The sequence below is a fragment of the Dolichospermum sp. UHCC 0406 genome, assembly GCF_009712025.1.
GTDB lineage: Bacteria > Cyanobacteriota > Cyanobacteriia > Cyanobacteriales > Nostocaceae > Dolichospermum > Dolichospermum lemmermannii.
Window position 1 is genome coordinate 81363 of the sequence record NZ_VILA01000026.1, and the last position, 16733, is coordinate 98095.

Sequence of the window (16733 nt, forward strand, 5' to 3'; positions counted from 1 at the left end):
GTATGATTGCTATTCTTTTTTATTGTAAAGATTTTTGTAGCTAGTCGGAGATTTATCAACCTCAAATTCCACACCAAATACTTCTGCAAAACATTGATTGACAAAAGGACGGACTTGGTTACAGGTAATGTCAGGAATCCATTTGGCTAAACTGCTGACTGGTTTATCAATAATACCACAGGGGATAATTTGTTTAAATCCTGTCATGTCTGGACAAACATTTAAGGAAAAACCGTGCATGGTAATCCATTTACTCACTTTTATGCCGATGGCAGCAATTTTGTATCCTTCTAGCCAAACTCCGGTAAAACCAGGAATCCGTTCTCCTTTCAAGTCGTAATTTGCTAAAACGCGAATTAATACTTCCTCAAGTTGACGCAAGTACCAATGCAAGTCTTGACGGTAATGACGTAAGTTTAAAATGGGATAACCTACCAATTGTCCGGGACAATGATAGGTAACTTCGCCGCCTCTTTCAATGCGATGCACATCATAATCACTTTTGTCAAGATTAAATTTAATAAATTCTGGATTTGCTGCTGTCCCCAAGGTGTAGACGGGGGGATGTTCTAGTAGAATTAAGACATCATCTAGTTCTGGATTGTGAATGCGTTCTGCAACGAGCGATCGCTGCCACTGATGAGCGGTTTCATAAGGCATTACGCCAACATTATATAGTAAACAACGGTACGGGTTCAATTGAGTGCTAGGAATCATCAGTGAATAGGTGATAAGCAAGAAAGAGGCAAGAGGGAAGACACCCGATAAGTAAGTGGGCGTTAAAAAATGTAAAAATATAATATAAACCTAACCCCCCAACCCCCTTCCCTACCAGGGAAGGGGGAGTCAAAGCCTCTCCCCTGGTAGGGGACAGGTTTGGAGAGAGGTTTTATATTTAATTGTGCCAAGCTACTTACCTCTTATTTCCCAAAAATATAACGAACAAATGTCAAGCTATGCAAAGGATCTTAAAGGAACGTCAAGGAAATATATTTTATAAACCACAAGGTGCTAGTTTGAATATATAACCTGAATGGGCGTTGGGAGAAGAGCATTAAGCTAAGACAATACCAGCTAATTTACTGACTGATGGCAACTTAAAAATTTATTTGTATCAATCAGGATCAAATTTCCCAAAATGGTTGTATTCTCTATACAATAGTGAACAAGACTGGGGGACAAGAAAAGGGTTCCTTTTAGGAACTACGGTCAGAAACGGTAAGTTCTACCGAGATTGCCTGTGGAGCGGAAAAACCTCTTAGAAGCCATTCTAAGACCGTGATGAAGCAGGAAGTAAACACTAAGGTTATCGCTGTCCAGATGTGTCTAGACTTTGGTAATTTTGGGTAAGTTTTATAGAACGGCAAGCACTCCTATTTTGGTAAAGTTCCATAGAAGTAGGCGTTTAAAAGAAATATATCTCAAAAGGCCTAATTCAATAGTTTTGCTTCAAACAGCCAATTCCTTGGTAAACAGTTGGAAACAAGACGATAAATAGCGCAAACATGAAGATGTAAGAAGTGTTAAAAATGCTAAAAGGCAATGTCTTAGGGATAGGTGGCGATTTATGCTGGTGGCAGTGATAGGCCTTACCGCAATTTCTATTCCTAACTGAAAACATCACATATAATATTGAGCGGGAGAGTTTACATGAAGCTTGTCATCCACGGTAAAAATATTGAAATCACTGATGCAATTCGTGAATATGTGCATCAAAAGATTGAAAAGGCAGTTAGTCACTTCCAGAACATCACCAATCAAGTGGATGTCCATTTAAGCGTAGCTCGCAATCCCCGAATAAGTACGAAGCAAGCGGCAGAAGTAACTATTTATGCTAATGGTAGTGTTATCCGTGCGGAGGAAAGCAGCGAAAGCTTATATGCAAGTATTGACCTAGTTGCCGACAAAATTGCTCGGCAATTACGGAAATATAAGGAAAAAAGGCAGGATCATAAAACTCAACCTATATCAACTAACGAAGTAGTAGCGCCCGAAACAGTTGCAGCGGATTTAATAGGCGATCGCACCGCTGAATTACCCCAAGAGGTTGTTCGCACCAAATACTTCTCCATGCCACCAATGACATTGGCAGAAGCGCAAGAACAACTGCAACTGGTGGGACATGACTTTTATATGTTTCATAATGCAGAAAGTGGAGAGATTAACGTCATTTATGAACGTAATCACGGCGGTTATGGAGTAATTCAACCTCGTAATAACGGTAACGGCAACGGTAAAAATGGCAAATCTGCTCATGTTGGTGTAGCAGAAAAATCTAGAGTTTAATTATCGAGAGTCAGATCCCCGACTTCTCTGAGAAGTCGGGGATCTTAATTTATGCTGCTAGTTGTTGCAGGGTTTTCAATGCTTCTTCAACGTGGCCTTTAAAGTTCAACATGGAATCAAGTACATACTGAACCACACCATTTTTGTCAATCACATAGGTGACTCGGCCGGGAATAAAACCAAAAGCGGTAGTTGCACCATATTGTTTTCGGACTTTATCACCTTGATCACTTAAAAGTGTAAAAGGTAAATTGTATTTATTTGCAAACTTTTGATGAGAGTCGCTAGAGTCACCACTCACACCAATAACTTCAGCGCCAGCGGCTTGAAATACTGCATATTGATCTCGAAAAGCGCAAGATTCTATAGTACATCCTGGTGTATCATCCTTGGGATAAAAATAGAGAACAACGGATTTTTTACCCCGAAAGTCTGCCAAGCTAACATTTTCGCCGTTTTGGGTAGGTAGACTAAAATTAGGCGCGGTATCTCCAACTTTGATAGACATATTAAAATTATTAATTAGGGAGTGTCAAGATTTAGAATTGTCAGTGTATTTACGTTTAGCCCAAACACCAATACCAAAAAGAATTGTACTACCTAATATTGGTAGGGTATCAGTTTCCCAAGGAACAGCCTGAATTTGAGCATTACTTAGGGTGAGAGTTGATTGACCTGTTGAATCATTAACGTCAACAACCCCAATACCAACATTATAACTTCCCGGTGAAGTGAAGGCATAGTTATAAGTACCATTATTACCAGTTAAGGGTTGAATATTATTGGCAATCGTTACAAAAGCTTGATCTTGATCTGTGCTTGTAAAATCCCAGTTGAAGCTAAACACATCTCCAGAATTGATGTTAGTGAAGGTACTTTTAATGGCTGAACCATATTGATTGTCTGGAATAGCATTTGAAAAATTGTTCGGATCAATACTCAGAAATGCCTCTAAACTATCAGTACCACCACCAGTAATAACCGTATTCAATAAACCTGAGTAAATAACTGTTTTGTTACTACTAACATCTCCAATGGAGTTAAAAGTGTTTAAATTAACTAAGGTGATAGAGTAAGCAGGAGCAGAGATTGCCATGAAACTGATACCAGTGGACAAGGTTATACCGATGGTGATCAGAGGGTTTTTAAGTTGAGTCAACATAGAGGTCCTGATAGAAAATGTTAAAAGACAAAGTTATCAACGTTATTTAACTGGGTGGTAGTGATGTTGTCAATCTGAAGGAAGTTCTTAAATATGGCACTACCGGAAATCCCATCCCGATCAATTTGCAAAAAGGTACTACCAGTATTACTACCTGTTCCCGCTACAAATCTGATGTATTGATCCGCAATAGGATTAGTGCCATTATAACTTATACTACTGATTAATTTAGTAAGAACAATTTTGTCTGCTCCCACAGTAAAATCCGTAATCCGTTGTCCCACATCTCGAAGATCGGTAAATACGAACAAATCATTACCCGCACCTCCGGTAATGGTTTTTGCCCCTGGACCGCCTATAATGTAGTCAGAAACAGCAGTTCCTACAATTGGGTTACGTCCATTGTTAATTGAAGGATTACCAATAATTTCATTGAGATCATTAACACCAATAGTTAATTGTTTTTCATGACTTAACCCCCCTTGGTCTGTGGTTTTGACACGGATGCTGTAACTATTCTTAGTTTCAAAATCGGGAGAAGCATTAATTTTTAGTTGATTGCTACTAATGGTAAAGACATTATTATCCGTGTCTCCTGCACCGTTTACCAGGCTATAACTGAAGGTATTACCCGTATCAATATCCGTGGTACTGAAATCTCCGATTACAGTCAGAAGGGCAACATTTTCGTTAACACTGGTATTACTAAGGATGAGATTTGTTGGGGTTTCGTTAACATTATTAACACCAATAGTTAATTGTTTTTCATAACTTAACCCTCCTTGGTCTGTGGTTTGGACACGGATGTTGTAACTATTCTTAGTTTCAAAATCGGGAGAAGCATTAATTTTTAGTTGATTGCTACTAATGGTAAAGACATTATTATCCGTGTCTCCTGCACCGTTTACCAGGCTATAGGTAAATAATGTGTTACCTGCATCAGGATCTGTGGCGCTGAAATCTCCGATTACAGTGAGAAGAGCAACATTTTCGTTAATACTGTTATTGCTAAGGGTTAGACTTGTTGGGGCTTCGTTAAGATCATTGACCCCAATAGTTAATTGTTTTTCGTAACTTAACCCCCCTTGGTCTGTGGTTTTGACAAGGATGCTGTAACTACTCTTAGTTTCAAAATCGGGAGAAGCATTAATTTTCAGTTGATTACTACTAATAGTAAAGAGATTATTATCAGTGTCTCCCGCACCACTTATCAGAGTATAGGTGAACGTATTACCCGCATCAACATCCGTCGTGCTGAAGTTTCCAATTACAGTCAGAGGGGCGACATTTTCGTTAACACTGTTATTGCTAAGGGTTAGACTTGTTGGGGCTTCGTTAAGATCATTGACCCCAATAGTTAATTGTTTTTCGTAACTTAACCCCCCTTGGTCTGTGGTTTTGACAAGGATGCTGTAACTACTCTTAGTTTCAAAATCGGGAGAAGCATTAATTTTCAGTTGATTACTACTAATAGTAAAGAGATTATTATCAGTGTCTCCCACACCACTTATCAGAGTATAGGTGAAAGTATTACCCGCATCAGGATCTGTGGTGCTGAAATCTTCAACTACAGTCAGAGGGGCGACATTTTCGTTAATATTGGTATTGCTAAGGGTTAGATTTGTTGGGGTTTCGTTAACATTGGTAACTTGTATATTCAGTGCAGAGACAGTTAAACCCCTCAGAGTAGTCGTTGCCGGTTCCCCAAAATTATCGTGGGCTGTAATCTGCACCTCATAAATATTATCTTGATTACTATCAATGGGATTTTCAAAATCAGGAATACTATTAAACGTGAGTTGACCCGTTGTGGGATCAAGAGTAAATAAAGATTGATCCGCTCCCCCTGTAATAGCAAAGGTTACAGTATCTTGTGGATTAGGGTCAGAAACAGTGAGAATAATATTATTACTATTTTCTAAAAAAGCCCCTGGGGTGGGAATCAGGGGTGCATTATTTACATAATCATCGGTAAAAGCCAAGCCCGATAGATTAGGAATCAGGACAAAATCTGAAGCGGTAACATCTGCTTCGGCTAAAAAGTGAAGAGTAGCAAAGGGTTCTAGTTTATCAACACCTATTGCTTGACCGAAATCAAATGCAGGTAAAGCCCCCGCTTCTAAATCGCCAATCCGCCCAACAGTGTTATCTAAAGTACCACCAAAAACGGCGGGAAAGTTTGAGGTAATAACTTCATCAGGGTTAAAAGGATCATCCAAAGATTGTAGAATATTTGGATTCCATTGTATGGAAGACAAAAAACCAATTAATCCGACTGCATCACTACGGAAGTCACCAACTAAAATTTGTGCATAAAAACTGTTTCCAGCCATAACGCTATCAACAGCATCGCTGATAAGACCGTCATTATCAGCAAATAGTTGGATTTTAATACTGAATGCCATAATATTTTCTTCGACTTGTCTAAATGAATTCTGACAATAACTGTACACAACGGTGTCTTGACACTCTGCGGACTGAAGACACCTTAATTTATTGAGGTTTTCGGTTTATCGAGCAAGCCCTAAGTAATAGACATCTCCGGTAAAGATTGTAGAGACGTTCCATGGAACGTCTTTACAATGGTTTCAAACCACGCCCATTTAATTTTCGGAGATAGTCTAATAGGCAGGGAATAATTTCAGGAGTTAAGAGGTTGTTTGAAAAGTTTTAGGTTGTGATTTTAGGCACTTACAGATCCCCCCTAACCCCCCTTAGCAAGGGGGGAACTAGAGTCAAAGTCCCCCTTTTTAAGGGGGATTTAGGGGGATCTGAAAATATTTGATACACCATGAGGGACTTTTCAAACACCCTCTAAGGGAACACCAAAAAATAAATTACCCAATTTTGTGGGATGGGCATCCTGCCCGTCCTTGATGGTTAGCGGGCAAGATGCCCGCACCACAAGAAATTTTTGGGTATTTTTTTAATTGGAAGTCCCTAAGTAGACACCGAGAACTTAAACTGACAATTTCAGTTTGATGTCAGCAGTCAAAGCACTTGCATCAAGGGTATTAATAAAACCATCACCAGTGATATCAGCAGTGGCATCAAAAATTCCGTTATCAAAGTTCTTTTTTGCTTGGTTCAGTGAACCTAAATCACCAGTATTAACTTTGCCATCATAGTTGATGTCTGAGTTAAAGGTGGATTTACCGGACAAGGCGACCTCGTACTGAGACCAATTAGGAATGTTGGTAAACAATACCAGACCATTAGTAAGATCAAAGTTTTCCCCAGCCACCAAAGGATCATAGGTCAAGTTAACCCGTTGGCTCGAACCCGCATTCAGGAACAGGTCTTTATCCCCTGACAAATCCAGATTCACAGTAACCCCGCTGACATTAATCTGAATATCCGAAACTACCAGAACACCTGTCCCCGTATTGGTGATGTCAAAGTATTTGGTGGTATCAGCATAATTGGGGCGGACATAATCGCTGTCTTGGTAGCCCTTACGGAACTTGGATAGTTCTGTTGTGAATTTGATACTAGAATCATTGGCATTGCCTGAATTATCAGTAATAGCCAAATCTGGAATCACAAGATCAGCTTCGGAGTATGGGCTGAAGTAGGAATCATAACTATACCCATCTGCTGTGTAAGCATAACCGTATTCTGAGCCTAGCCCAGAACCGCCGTCATAGCTATAGAGATTGGTGGTCTCACCGTAACCAGTATCACCATCTGTGTAGCTAGTCACATAGACACGATTGTTGTAGGAACTATCCGTTGTTCCAGCGCTCTCTGAGTCAATGGTATAGTAGCCAGTATTTCCTGTCTCATTGGCATAACCATCCAATACTTGACCTGCTGTATAGGTTCCTGCTGCTGCGTAGCCATAACCACTATAACTATCGCCATTACCGTAGGTGTAGGTGTAGTTGAATAGTTGGTTCTGGATGTCAGCTTCGTAGTATTGGCTGAAGTAGGGGTCGGAACTATAGCCGTTTGCGTCATAGGCATAACCGTATTCAGAGCCTAAACCATAGTAGCCAGTTCCGCTACTAAGATAGCCTGCTGCACCAAAACCTGTATCACCATCTGTGTAGCTGGTGACATAGACGTAGCCGTTATAGCCTGCGTTAGTATTGCCTAACTCAACCGAGTCAATGGTGTACTGGCCACTCTGCCCCGCACCAGGATAGGATTGAAGCTCACCAGGATAATTAGCAAAGGTCGTATTTAATAAGGTTTGACCGTCTGAAGTATTGACAGTAAATTTGTCTGGACCGGCACCAAAAGTAGTACCATTCCCATCCCAACTGTTTATAATAAACAAGTCAAACTCTACGGTGACGCTACCGTTTAGAGCGACATCATTGAGCGCTAGGCTCACCGTATCGTTACCAAATTCACCGAGGAAATTGCGGGAACCAACAGGAGTTGTGGAACGGGTCGAGCTTGACCAACCAGTTACGGAATCGCTTTCAAAGTCATTGGAGTAATTGAAACCACCAGCAGTCACTTTGACATTATCCAATCCCCAACTTTCATCAGTGATTTCCTGTAGGCCAGAGCCTATAAAATTCAGGGTTAGGGCATCGGATACATTAGTAAAGGTATAGGACAGGTGGTAGACTGAATCCATACCCCAACTAGAACCAAGAGTATTGTTTTCAACCGCTCCTGTACCGCCAGGATAAAGATTGGTTTCGTTAGCAATGCCGCCAATGGTTTGACCTGCTGTATAGGTTCCTACTGCTGCGTAGCCATAACCACTGTAACTATCCCCATTACCATAGCTATAGGTGAAGTTATATTTCTGATTAGCCAGAATATCAGCTTCGTAGTATGGGCTAAAGTAGGGGTCGGAACTATTGCCACTTGCGTCATAGGCATAGCCATATTCAGAGCCTAAACCAGAGTAGCCATAACCGCTGATATTAGTTGTTGTTCCAAAACCTGTATCGCCATCGGTGTAGCTGGTGACATAGACGTGGTTGTTATAGGAACTATCTAAAGTAGTGGAGGCAATGGAGCCAATGGTGTAATAGCCATAATTCCCCGTTTCGTTATCAATGTTGCCAATGGTTTGACCTGGTGTATAAGTACCCTCCACAGCATAAACATAACCCGTATAACTATCGAGATTATCGAGATTACCGTAGTTATAGGTAAAGTTATATTGGTTGTAAACTGAACCTATGAAAATTGGTTGGGATGTTTCCACATCTAGAGAGTAGTAGGGATTGTCATCCGCTAAAGCAGCATTATCTACTGTGGTTGTGAAATAGTAAGTCCCGGTGGAATTTTCTGTTTGGAAGCGCAGAAGAGCAAAGCGTTCTAACTGATTCACTCCTATAGCTTGACCCAGTTCAAAAGCGGGGAGAGAACCGCCACTGAGGTTGTTAATCAAACCACTGCTATTGTCTACAGTTCCATCCTGTAATAGGGGGAAATTGGCGGTGATAATGTTGGTGGGGTCAAAGGGCGTATCAATAGATTCCAGAATCAGCCCATCCCAAGCTAAGTTAAGTCCTAAACCGTTAACTCCAGCCGCATTTCCACGCAGGTCTCCTACTTGTATTTCCACAAAGAAGGAACGATTTAGTCCTACTTGGTCATTGCTGATTATTTCACCAGCTATTCCATCGTTATCTGCCAGCAGATTCAGTCGCACTTGCAGGACGGCAGGCAAATCTGCTTCGTAATAGCTGTTGAAAAGAGTGTCTCCTGAATAGTTGGCATTGTAGGCATAGCCATATTCAGAGCCTAAACCAGAGTAGCCCCACAAGCTAATACTATTTGTTGTACCATAACCAGTATCCCCATCGGTGTAGCTGGTGACATAGACGTAGTTGTTGTTGCCAGTGCCAGCATTGTCAACAGAATCAATGGTGTAATAGCCGGGGTTGCCTGTTTCATTGGTGTAACCATCCAATACTTGACCAACCGTATAGGTTCCCTGTGCAGCATAGCCATAACCAGAATAGCTATCTCCATTACCATAGGTATAGGTAAAGGTATATTGTTGGTAAGTAGGCTGGACTTGAATGGAAACCTGGGCTATGCTGGTATTGCCTTGACTATCAGCTAGGGTATATTCAAATTGATCAACCCCAGAGAACCCTGTTGGCGGCGTATAAACTAACTGGTCATCGGCTAGGTTGTCTGGCGTTCCGTTGTCTGAAAGTGTGACAGACCCGCCGTTATCACTTACTTGTTGGAAATTAGAAATGCTCGGCGTTTCACCACTAGGAACAATATCGTTACCCAAGACATTAATCGTTATTGGTGTTTCTTGATATGTATTGGCAGCATCATTAACAGACACCAAAGGCGTAGAAATAAAACCGCCATTCTTAATGAATACCGCAGAGTCATAAACACTGTCACTATTATCAGCGATCGCTAACTTAAAATGATAGGTTTGACCTGGTGTTACACTTGCAACCGCTGTTAAAGGCGTAGTTAACCCATCGAATCCTATATTAAAGGGCGTATTCCCAAAACCATAGTCACTTGGGTCGTTGTTGCGGTAATACCCAGAATTGCTTCCCAGATTAACGTTATTGATGGCGATCGGGGTGTTTGTACCGGGGATAACCGCAATATTTTGCTTATTACCCTGAGAATCGGTTATAAAGAAGCCAAAAACATCGTTGAAACTAGAGTTGACATATTCGTTATACTCTTCAGAGGCAAACACATACTGGAAACTGATAAAACTCTCCGTCGGAGTAAAGTCAAATTCCAAAACCGCCGCATCTCTAGTTGCGCTAGGAGAAACCAACCCATTTAAATCAGTATCCCCATCAGTAGCGAATGCAGTGCCAGTGGAGTCGCTATTATTGGGACCATAAATATTGGCGACGTCACCAGTGCTGAGGATGATTCCTGAATCAATACCAATTCCCAGAGAGGGATCATTAAAGATGCCTGCGGCGCGGCTATCTCCAGTATATTCAGCATTCGTAACCTCAACACCTGAGCCAATAAGACTCGAAACCAAGTTATCCGTGTTTGGTGCTGTCATAAATATGACCCTGTATATAGTTGCTTTTTTGAGTATATACTATAAATGACTAAGTTCCGTACTGACTATTACTGACTTTGTACTGACTTTGATTGCACATATATTAAGTTTTTTAACAATACGCGAAAGTCCCCAGCCTCAATGTAATTTTATGCTGGGGATGAGTAGCGGGCGGTCTCTACAATCTTTTTCACCCCACCCTAACCCTCCCCTTGCAAAGGGGAGGGAACTGGATTTTCTTGTTTCCCCCCTTCGTAAGGATTAAGGGGGGTAATTTGACTTGTGTGTACACGATAATTGCAAAAGGGAGGGGATTAGATTCCGGTTTCCCCCCTTCACAACAGAAAACTTCGGAAAAATAAAAGAGGCGATCGCTCAACACCAGCCAAAATATCCTAAAATTAAATACAGTAACGGGAATTTAGACTAAAAGAAATTAAAAATTAAAGTCATAAATTACCTAAAATAGGCGGGTTTAAGCGTAAAAATGAACCATCATCTGTACGCTTTCATCATGGGAATAACCACTTAACAGAAATCAATGCCAAGATCACTATGCCTTCGTTATGACTGTATTGACAAGGTTAGGGTGGCTGTTACACGCAGTGGATATGCTAACCAAAGAGCCTTAGCTGATGATACCGGATTATCCTTAGCTACAGTTAGTAATTTCTTAACTGGTAAACCTGTTAACTATAGAACCGTTGAAGAACTATGTCGCAAATTAAATCTAGATTGGCAAGAAATTACCACTAGCAGCGATGAAGTAATATCTACCCCCCCCCCGCAATCCGGACAAATACGCAAAAAAAAAACAATTTCAATAAATTCCAAGACTGGGGAACAGCAATTGATATTTCACCATTTTACGGACGTAGGGAAGAACTGATACAGTTAGAATCATGGATTATCCAAGATAGCTGTCGGTTGGTAGGATTGTTCGGTATCAGTGGAATTGGTAAAACAGCTTTAGCTACTCAACTAGCAAAACAGATTGGGGGTGAGTTTGATTGCGTTTTTTGGCGTTCAGTGCCTACTGTTCCATCTTTTGAGAGTATGATCACTGACTTGCTATCTTTTGTCTCTAATCACAAAGAAAGCAAATCCGACATTAATCGAGTTATCCATTATTTGCGTACTCGTCGTTGTCTGATTATCTTGGATAATCTTGACCCGGCTTCAGATGTTAATTATATAAAATATACTCAACTAACCCAAATAATTGCGGAAACACACCATCAAAGCTGTCTCATTTTCACAAGTCAATCCAAACCTGCTGAAGTTGGTTTTATGGAGAAGTGGACATTATCAGTACGTTCTTTGGGATTATTGGGTTCATCAGAAATAGCTTTTTCCCTAATCCAATCAAAACAATTATTGGGAACTGATGAACAAAAATATGAACTATGCTATCTCTATGGAAATAATCCCCTCAAAATTAAAGTGGTTGTTAGTACCATCATTGACTTATTTGATGGTGACATTGGGAAGTTTCTAGAAGAAAAAAGTACCCGTTAGACTCTCAAATAGATTATTCCGCCTATGCGTCTGAGTTCACTTGATGTGTTTCGTGGTATCACCATTGCAGCGATGATTCTTGCTAATATGGCAGGAGTCGCAGATGATGTTTATCGTCCCCTCAGTCATGCCCAATGGCACGGTTGTACACCTACTGATTTAATATTTCCCTGCTTTTTATTCATTGTCGGTGTAGCAATGACCTTTTCTTTAGCAAAATATACCGCCCAGAACAAGCCCACCAAAGCAGTTTACTTACGCATCCTGCGCCGCACTGCGATTCTGTTTATATTGGGTTTAGTATTAAATGGTTTTTGGAATCAAGGTGTTTGGACTTTTGATTTAAGTAGTATCCGCTTGATGGGAGTATTGCAACGAATTGCTTTAACTTATCTTTTTGCATCTTTAATAGTTTTAAAATTACCTCGCAAAAGTCAATGGTTAGTAGCAGGAGGATTACTAATTGCTTATTGGTTGACAATGATGTATATTCCTGTTCCTGATTATGGTGCAGGAGTGCTAACGAGAGAAGGTAATTTTGGCGCATTTATTGACAGATTAATTATTCCCAAGGCACATTTATATAAAGGTGATGGGTTTAATTTCCTGGGAGATCCAGAAGGACTTTTCAGCACTATTCCGGCAATAGTTAGCGTTTTAGCCGGTTATTTTACTGGACAATGGATTAAAGATAAAAAACAAGCTACTTCACAAACTAGCATGGATTTAGTATTGTTTGGTTTGTGTTGTTTGGTAATTGCAATTATTTGGGATGTGTCATTTCCCATTAATAAGAAAATTTGGACGAGTTCCTATGTTTTATTTACCACTGGTTGGGCGTTAATGTTATTAGCAGCTTGTTATGAATTGATAGAAGTGAGGTTAATTAAACGCTGGAGTAAGCCTTTTGAGATCATGGGATTAAATGCGATCGCTCTTTTTGTGGCTTCTGTATTCCTGATTAAAATCACTGCCAAAACCCAAATCGGTACAGGTGAAACTGCCGTTAGTATCTATAATTGGATTTACCAAAATATCTTTGCATCTTGGGCAGGAAATTTCAACGGCTCATTTTTGTTTGCATTTGTTACCCTGTTATTTTGGTATGGTGTTGCTGTTTTGATGTATCAGAAACGTTGGTTTATTAAAGTGTAAATAAAACTTTTGTGGGACAGGCATCTTGCCTGTTCAAAGTCTGTAAGAAATTCATTCTTTTACTTCAAAATCTACCTTATCATAGATATCTTCCAGCAAAATTTGACAAGAAATAGCAGCTAAATTTAAAGAATCATGACTATCTGAATATTCCGAAAAAATCCATTTGTTATGATCAGTTTTGGAATATTGTTCAACGTGCATTGTATATTGGTCAATTAAAATATATTCTTGAAAATCAGGAATAGTTCGATAAGCTGCAAACTTTTCATCTTTATCATAACTTTTGGTAGATGTTGATAACACTTCAGCAATCATCACCAGTATTTAGTATAATGATATAGTCAATTTTATCAGCAAATACTATTGAGATTCTCTACTTTTGAGTAAAATATTCTGAAGCTTATATTTCAAATACATAAGTAATGCTAGATTTTTTGTTAAAATACTGAGATTATTTGACTATTTTACATTGTAAGGTATTTTAATGGATACTTATCATAGACAGTGCCAACTAGGTGCTTCTCGTCGTCGTCTCGAAGATGCTTTAAAATTGCATGAACAAAAACGTTGGACGGGTGCTATTTATCTAGGTGGTTATGCAGTTGAATGTGCGTTAAAATCTCTAATATGTTATGAACAAGGGAAAAACCACTTTAAAGAAACAACCGTTTTCCAGAAAATACAAGGCGCTAGGTTGCATAATTTAACAAACTTACTCAATGAGTTAAAATATATTGAAAAAAGTATACAATTAGATAGAAGTGGTATTTATAAAGCTGCATGGAAATTAGTATCATCAATGTGGGATAATGATGAATTAAGATATTCTGATAAATTAGGTGATGAAGAAGATAGTGAAAAATTTATAGCAGCAGTAAAAATTTTACACACCTTTTTTCTAGCAAGGCAAAACGAGGCATCATGATAGAGAATATAAACTTAACACCTGATATTATTTATCAACACTTACATGAAAATCTGAGCCGTGAAGACGAACAAGTAGAAGTGAGTGTCAAAAGAATTTCATTAGGTTGGATAAAAATTAGGATAGTTACTCAAAAATTTGAGGGTAAATTCTTAATTGAAAGAGAACAAAAAATAGATGAATTACTAGGAAATCTTGAACCTAATTTCAATCTTGGTCAATATCCAATATCCGGCTATGAATTACTAACACCAGCAGAAGCAATAAAACAACCTCCTGAGTATGTTAAAGTACCACTTTGGTCAGATATTTTAATGGCTCCCAAACCTGATCAAGCAGTGGAGGTAGATGAAGATATTCCTACTAAAAAACCTTTAGTTGTTACCTTTTATTCTTTCAAGGGAGGTGTAGGTCGCTCTACAGCTTTAGGAGTGGTAGCAGGTATACTAGCAACCCGCAATCGTCGCGTGGTAATGGTAGATTTTGATTTAGAAGCTCCTGGAATTTCAGTTATGTTTCAGCAGGATATAGAAAATACTACTGGAGAAAATTTTGGAGTTTTAGATTATCTACATCAAAGGTCTTTAACCCCTGAAGAAAATATTCCTAATATTGCTGATTGTATCCAACAGATAAATTTACAAACTCGCGGAGAACTATTTTTAGTTCCCGTGGGAGAATATGACGAAAATTATATTCATCGGTTAGCTGATTTAGATATGCGTTCTTTTTATCGGACTGCAAAAAATCCAGTTAAGCAACTGATAGAAGATATTAAAAAGCAACTAGAACCAGATGTAATTTTAATTGATGCGCGTCCTGGATTTAATGATGTAGCTGCAATTACACTTTTTGATTTAGCCGATACAGCAATAATTTGTTTTTCACCAACTGATCAAAGTTTTCAAGGATTACGTTGGGTGATCAAGGCAATTCTGAAACAAAAACAATATCAGGGTAAACCTGATGTTAGATTTCTATTAACTCCTATTCCAACATTACCTCAATATAAAGAATTAGTAATAAAAGTTGAAAAGTGGATTGATCAAAATTGCTATGAAGGTGATTTTGCTATATCTCTAGGTCCAAAAATTGATGAACTACATCATACAATTTTCTATAATCCTATTATTACGACTTTATCTAGTTTAGTTAATGATGTACCCAAAAGTTTATTAGATGAATATATACCAATTGCTGATACTATTGATGCCAGTTTACCGGATATCAAACCCAGTATTGTTAGTAAAACTATTGATGATCGGAAAAAGATCCTGAATGAATTAAAATTGGCAGCTACAGCACAAGAACTAGAACCAGAAAATATTTCCGAAATATTTCAACGTACAGAAGATTTTCCTAAATTTTTAAGTAATAGAATCTGGTTGATTCGTGGTGCTAAAGGAACAGGAAAAAGCCTATTGTTTAGACTGTTTGTAGAACAACCAACAGCAGCAAAAGAACTAGCTCAATCGGATGTTAATTTAGATCATGTTCACTTTGTTCCTGGTCATGGTCAACCTAGAGTATCAAGCACAATTTTAGATAGGTTTGACCTTCAAAGCTACGAAGATCAAGTTGGTATAAATGACTGGCAATTTTTCTGGCTCAATTATGCTCTTTTACAACTGTGTCATCATTTATCGGAATTACGTTCACTAACTGGTTTAGATGAAAAATTAGTTGCATTAAGTAATCAAGAAACCCCTGCTCACTCTGATATTGTTACATGGATGGTAGAAAGATCCAACTCACCAACCAAGAAACCACAAGCTGCCGATGAACTGCGTTTAATTGACAGAGTATTACAAGAGAAAAATCAAGTAGTATGGTTATTATATGATGAATTAGATGCAGGTTTCGGTTCTAGCCCAGAAGATTATACTCGACGTAGAAGATCCCTAGAATCCTTACTTGCATGGTGGTTAGAAAGTGGTACAAATCTCAAACAAATTGTCCCGAAAATATTTTTACGTGAAGATATTTGGAAGCAATTTAACTTTACTAATACAGGACATTATAGCGGACGTTCACTAGAATTACGTTGGGAGGAAGTTGATCTCTGGCGACTTGTACTGCGTCAAGCTCTTACAAATTCTTCATCTCTGAGCAAATCTTTGGGAGAAAAGTTAGGAGTTACTGTTGAAAGATTAGATATAATTGGGCTGGAACAGTTACGCCAAAGTCTTTATCCGTTGTGGGGTGAGCGTATGGGCAGTGGTAATAAAGCCTATACTTATAATTGGGTGATCACTCGTATTACAGATGGCCAAAAAAACTGTTTTCCACGCAGTTTAATATTACTTTTAGAAGAAGCTGTGAAAATTGAAAAAGGATTTTCTACAGAATATTCTTTAGATATAACATTACGTCCAAAAGCTTTAATTAATGCTTTTCCTAGTGTTTCTCAGCAGCGTGTAGATGAGGTACGTAATGAATATCCTGAATTGAAAGATTTTCTAGAAAGACTTCAAGGAGAACGCTCTCCCATTAATGAAGATAGGTTATCTGAGATATGGAATTTGCAGGGTGGTGAATTATCACTTCGTATTCAGGATATGGTTGACGCTGGTATTTTGACAGAACGCTCTCGTCCCAAAGATCCTCCTCCTCGCGTCTATGCAGTTACTGAATTGTACCTGTATGGACTGGGGATGGTTCGTAAGGGACAACGATAGCGAAACTGTACTTAAAAAAAACAAAAT

At 39.0% G+C, this 16733-nt stretch carries 11 protein-coding genes and 2 pseudogenes; 6 read left to right on the forward strand and 7 right to left on the reverse strand.

Features of this window, described 5'->3' with window-relative positions; translation table 11 throughout:
• Positions 1 to 9 precede the first annotated feature (9 nt).
• Positions 10 to 717 (reverse strand): lipoyl(octanoyl) transferase LipB, encoded by a 708-nt coding sequence (lipB, locus tag FJR09_RS20580; protein WP_168652941.1) that lies wholly within the window; start codon positions 715 to 717, stop codon positions 10 to 12.
• A 933-nt stretch (positions 718 to 1650) separates the two neighbouring features.
• On the opposite strand from lipB, the gene hpf reads away from it, so the two are divergent.
• Entirely contained in the window at positions 1651 to 2286 is a 636-nt protein-coding gene (gene hpf, locus FJR09_RS20585; RefSeq protein WP_015080529.1) for a ribosome hibernation-promoting factor, HPF/YfiA family, read from the forward strand.
• A gap of 49 nt (positions 2287 to 2335) precedes the next feature.
• Here the strand turns inward: hpf and FJR09_RS20590 are convergent, their stop codons facing one another.
• The 5 genes and pseudogenes from FJR09_RS20590 to FJR09_RS26280 all read right to left on the reverse strand — a co-directional run.
• Positions 2336 to 2794 carry a peroxiredoxin gene (locus FJR09_RS20590; RefSeq protein ID WP_015080530.1) on the reverse strand — a complete coding sequence of 153 codons (459 nt, stop codon included), beginning with the start codon at positions 2792 to 2794 and terminating at the stop codon, positions 2336 to 2338.
• Between the two features lie 24 nt (positions 2795 to 2818).
• A complete protein-coding gene (locus FJR09_RS20595) occupies positions 2819 to 3448 on the reverse strand; it encodes a hypothetical protein (protein ID WP_015080531.1) in 630 nt (209 codons plus the stop codon).
• Between the two features lie 20 nt (positions 3449 to 3468).
• Complete coding sequence (locus FJR09_RS20600) at positions 3469 to 5853, reverse strand: cadherin domain-containing protein (protein WP_051155186.1); 2385 nt, start codon at positions 5851 to 5853, stop codon at positions 3469 to 3471.
• 554 nt (positions 5854 to 6407) lie between these two features.
• Positions 6408 to 8039: a dockerin type I domain-containing protein gene (locus tag FJR09_RS26275; protein WP_371416392.1), complete on the reverse strand. Its 1632-nt coding sequence runs from the start codon at positions 8037 to 8039 to the stop codon at positions 6408 to 6410.
• A 1410-nt stretch (positions 8040 to 9449) separates the two neighbouring features.
• A pseudogene (locus FJR09_RS26280) lies at positions 9450 to 10427 on the reverse strand (choice-of-anchor L domain-containing protein); the annotation flags it as partial.
• 541 nt (positions 10428 to 10968) lie between these two features.
• Between FJR09_RS26280 and FJR09_RS20610 the strand changes: the two are divergent.
• Genes FJR09_RS20610 through FJR09_RS20620 form a run of 3 tightly spaced genes read left to right on the forward strand, consistent with a single transcriptional unit; the run spans position 10969 to position 13100 of the window.
• On the forward strand, positions 10969 to 11316 hold the full coding sequence (locus FJR09_RS20610; protein WP_168651048.1) for a helix-turn-helix transcriptional regulator: 348 nt from the start codon (positions 10969 to 10971) through the stop codon (positions 11314 to 11316).
• Positions 11317 to 11333: 17 nt separating this feature from the next.
• The gene (locus FJR09_RS20615; RefSeq protein WP_371260407.1) at positions 11334 to 11945 is read left to right on the forward strand and encodes an NB-ARC domain-containing protein; all 612 of its coding nucleotides are present in this window, start codon (positions 11334 to 11336) and stop codon (positions 11943 to 11945) included.
• 24 nt (positions 11946 to 11969) lie between these two features.
• Positions 11970 to 13100: an acyltransferase family protein gene (locus tag FJR09_RS20620; protein ID WP_015080534.1), complete on the forward strand. Its 1131-nt coding sequence runs from the start codon at positions 11970 to 11972 to the stop codon at positions 13098 to 13100.
• A 51-nt stretch (positions 13101 to 13151) separates the two neighbouring features.
• On the opposite strand, the pseudogene FJR09_RS20625 reads toward FJR09_RS20620, so the two are convergent.
• A pseudogene (locus FJR09_RS20625) lies at positions 13152 to 13421 on the reverse strand (Uma2 family endonuclease); the annotation flags it as partial.
• A 166-nt stretch (positions 13422 to 13587) separates the two neighbouring features.
• Between FJR09_RS20625 and FJR09_RS20630 the strand changes: the two are divergent.
• Positions 13588 to 14028, forward strand: coding sequence for a HEPN domain-containing protein (locus FJR09_RS20630; RefSeq protein ID WP_015080535.1), 441 nt, complete (start codon positions 13588 to 13590; stop codon positions 14026 to 14028).
• Positions 14025 to 16706 carry a P-loop ATPase, Sll1717 family gene (locus FJR09_RS20635; protein WP_015080536.1) on the forward strand — a complete coding sequence of 894 codons (2682 nt, stop codon included), beginning with the start codon at positions 14025 to 14027 and terminating at the stop codon, positions 16704 to 16706. The genes FJR09_RS20630 and FJR09_RS20635 overlap by 4 nt, the downstream gene beginning before the upstream one ends.
• Positions 16707 to 16733 lie beyond the last annotated feature (27 nt).

Coding starts and splice junctions, on each gene's coding strand:
- FJR09_RS20595 (WP_015080531.1), bottom strand. CDS start 3,448: ATGTTGACTCAACTTAAAAACCCTCTGATCACCATCGGTATAACCTTG.
- FJR09_RS20590 (WP_015080530.1), bottom strand. CDS start 2,794: ATGTCTATCAAAGTTGGAGATACCGCGCCTAATTTTAGTCTACCTACC.
- FJR09_RS20635 (WP_015080536.1), top strand. CDS start 14,025: ATGATAGAGAATATAAACTTAACACCTGATATTATTTATCAACACTTA.
- FJR09_RS20610 (WP_168651048.1), top strand. CDS start 10,969: ATGCCAAGATCACTATGCCTTCGTTATGACTGTATTGACAAGGTTAGG.
- FJR09_RS20600 (WP_051155186.1), bottom strand. CDS start 5,853: ATGGCATTCAGTATTAAAATCCAACTATTTGCTGATAATGACGGTCTT.
- FJR09_RS26275 (WP_371416392.1), bottom strand. CDS start 8,039: ATGGATTCAGTCTACCACCTGTCCTATACCTTTACTAATGTATCCGAT.
- hpf (WP_015080529.1), top strand. CDS start 1,651: ATGAAGCTTGTCATCCACGGTAAAAATATTGAAATCACTGATGCAATT.
- lipB (WP_168652941.1), bottom strand. CDS start 717: ATGATTCCTAGCACTCAATTGAACCCGTACCGTTGTTTACTATATAAT.
- FJR09_RS20620 (WP_015080534.1), top strand. CDS start 11,970: ATGCGTCTGAGTTCACTTGATGTGTTTCGTGGTATCACCATTGCAGCG.
- FJR09_RS20630 (WP_015080535.1), top strand. CDS start 13,588: ATGGATACTTATCATAGACAGTGCCAACTAGGTGCTTCTCGTCGTCGT.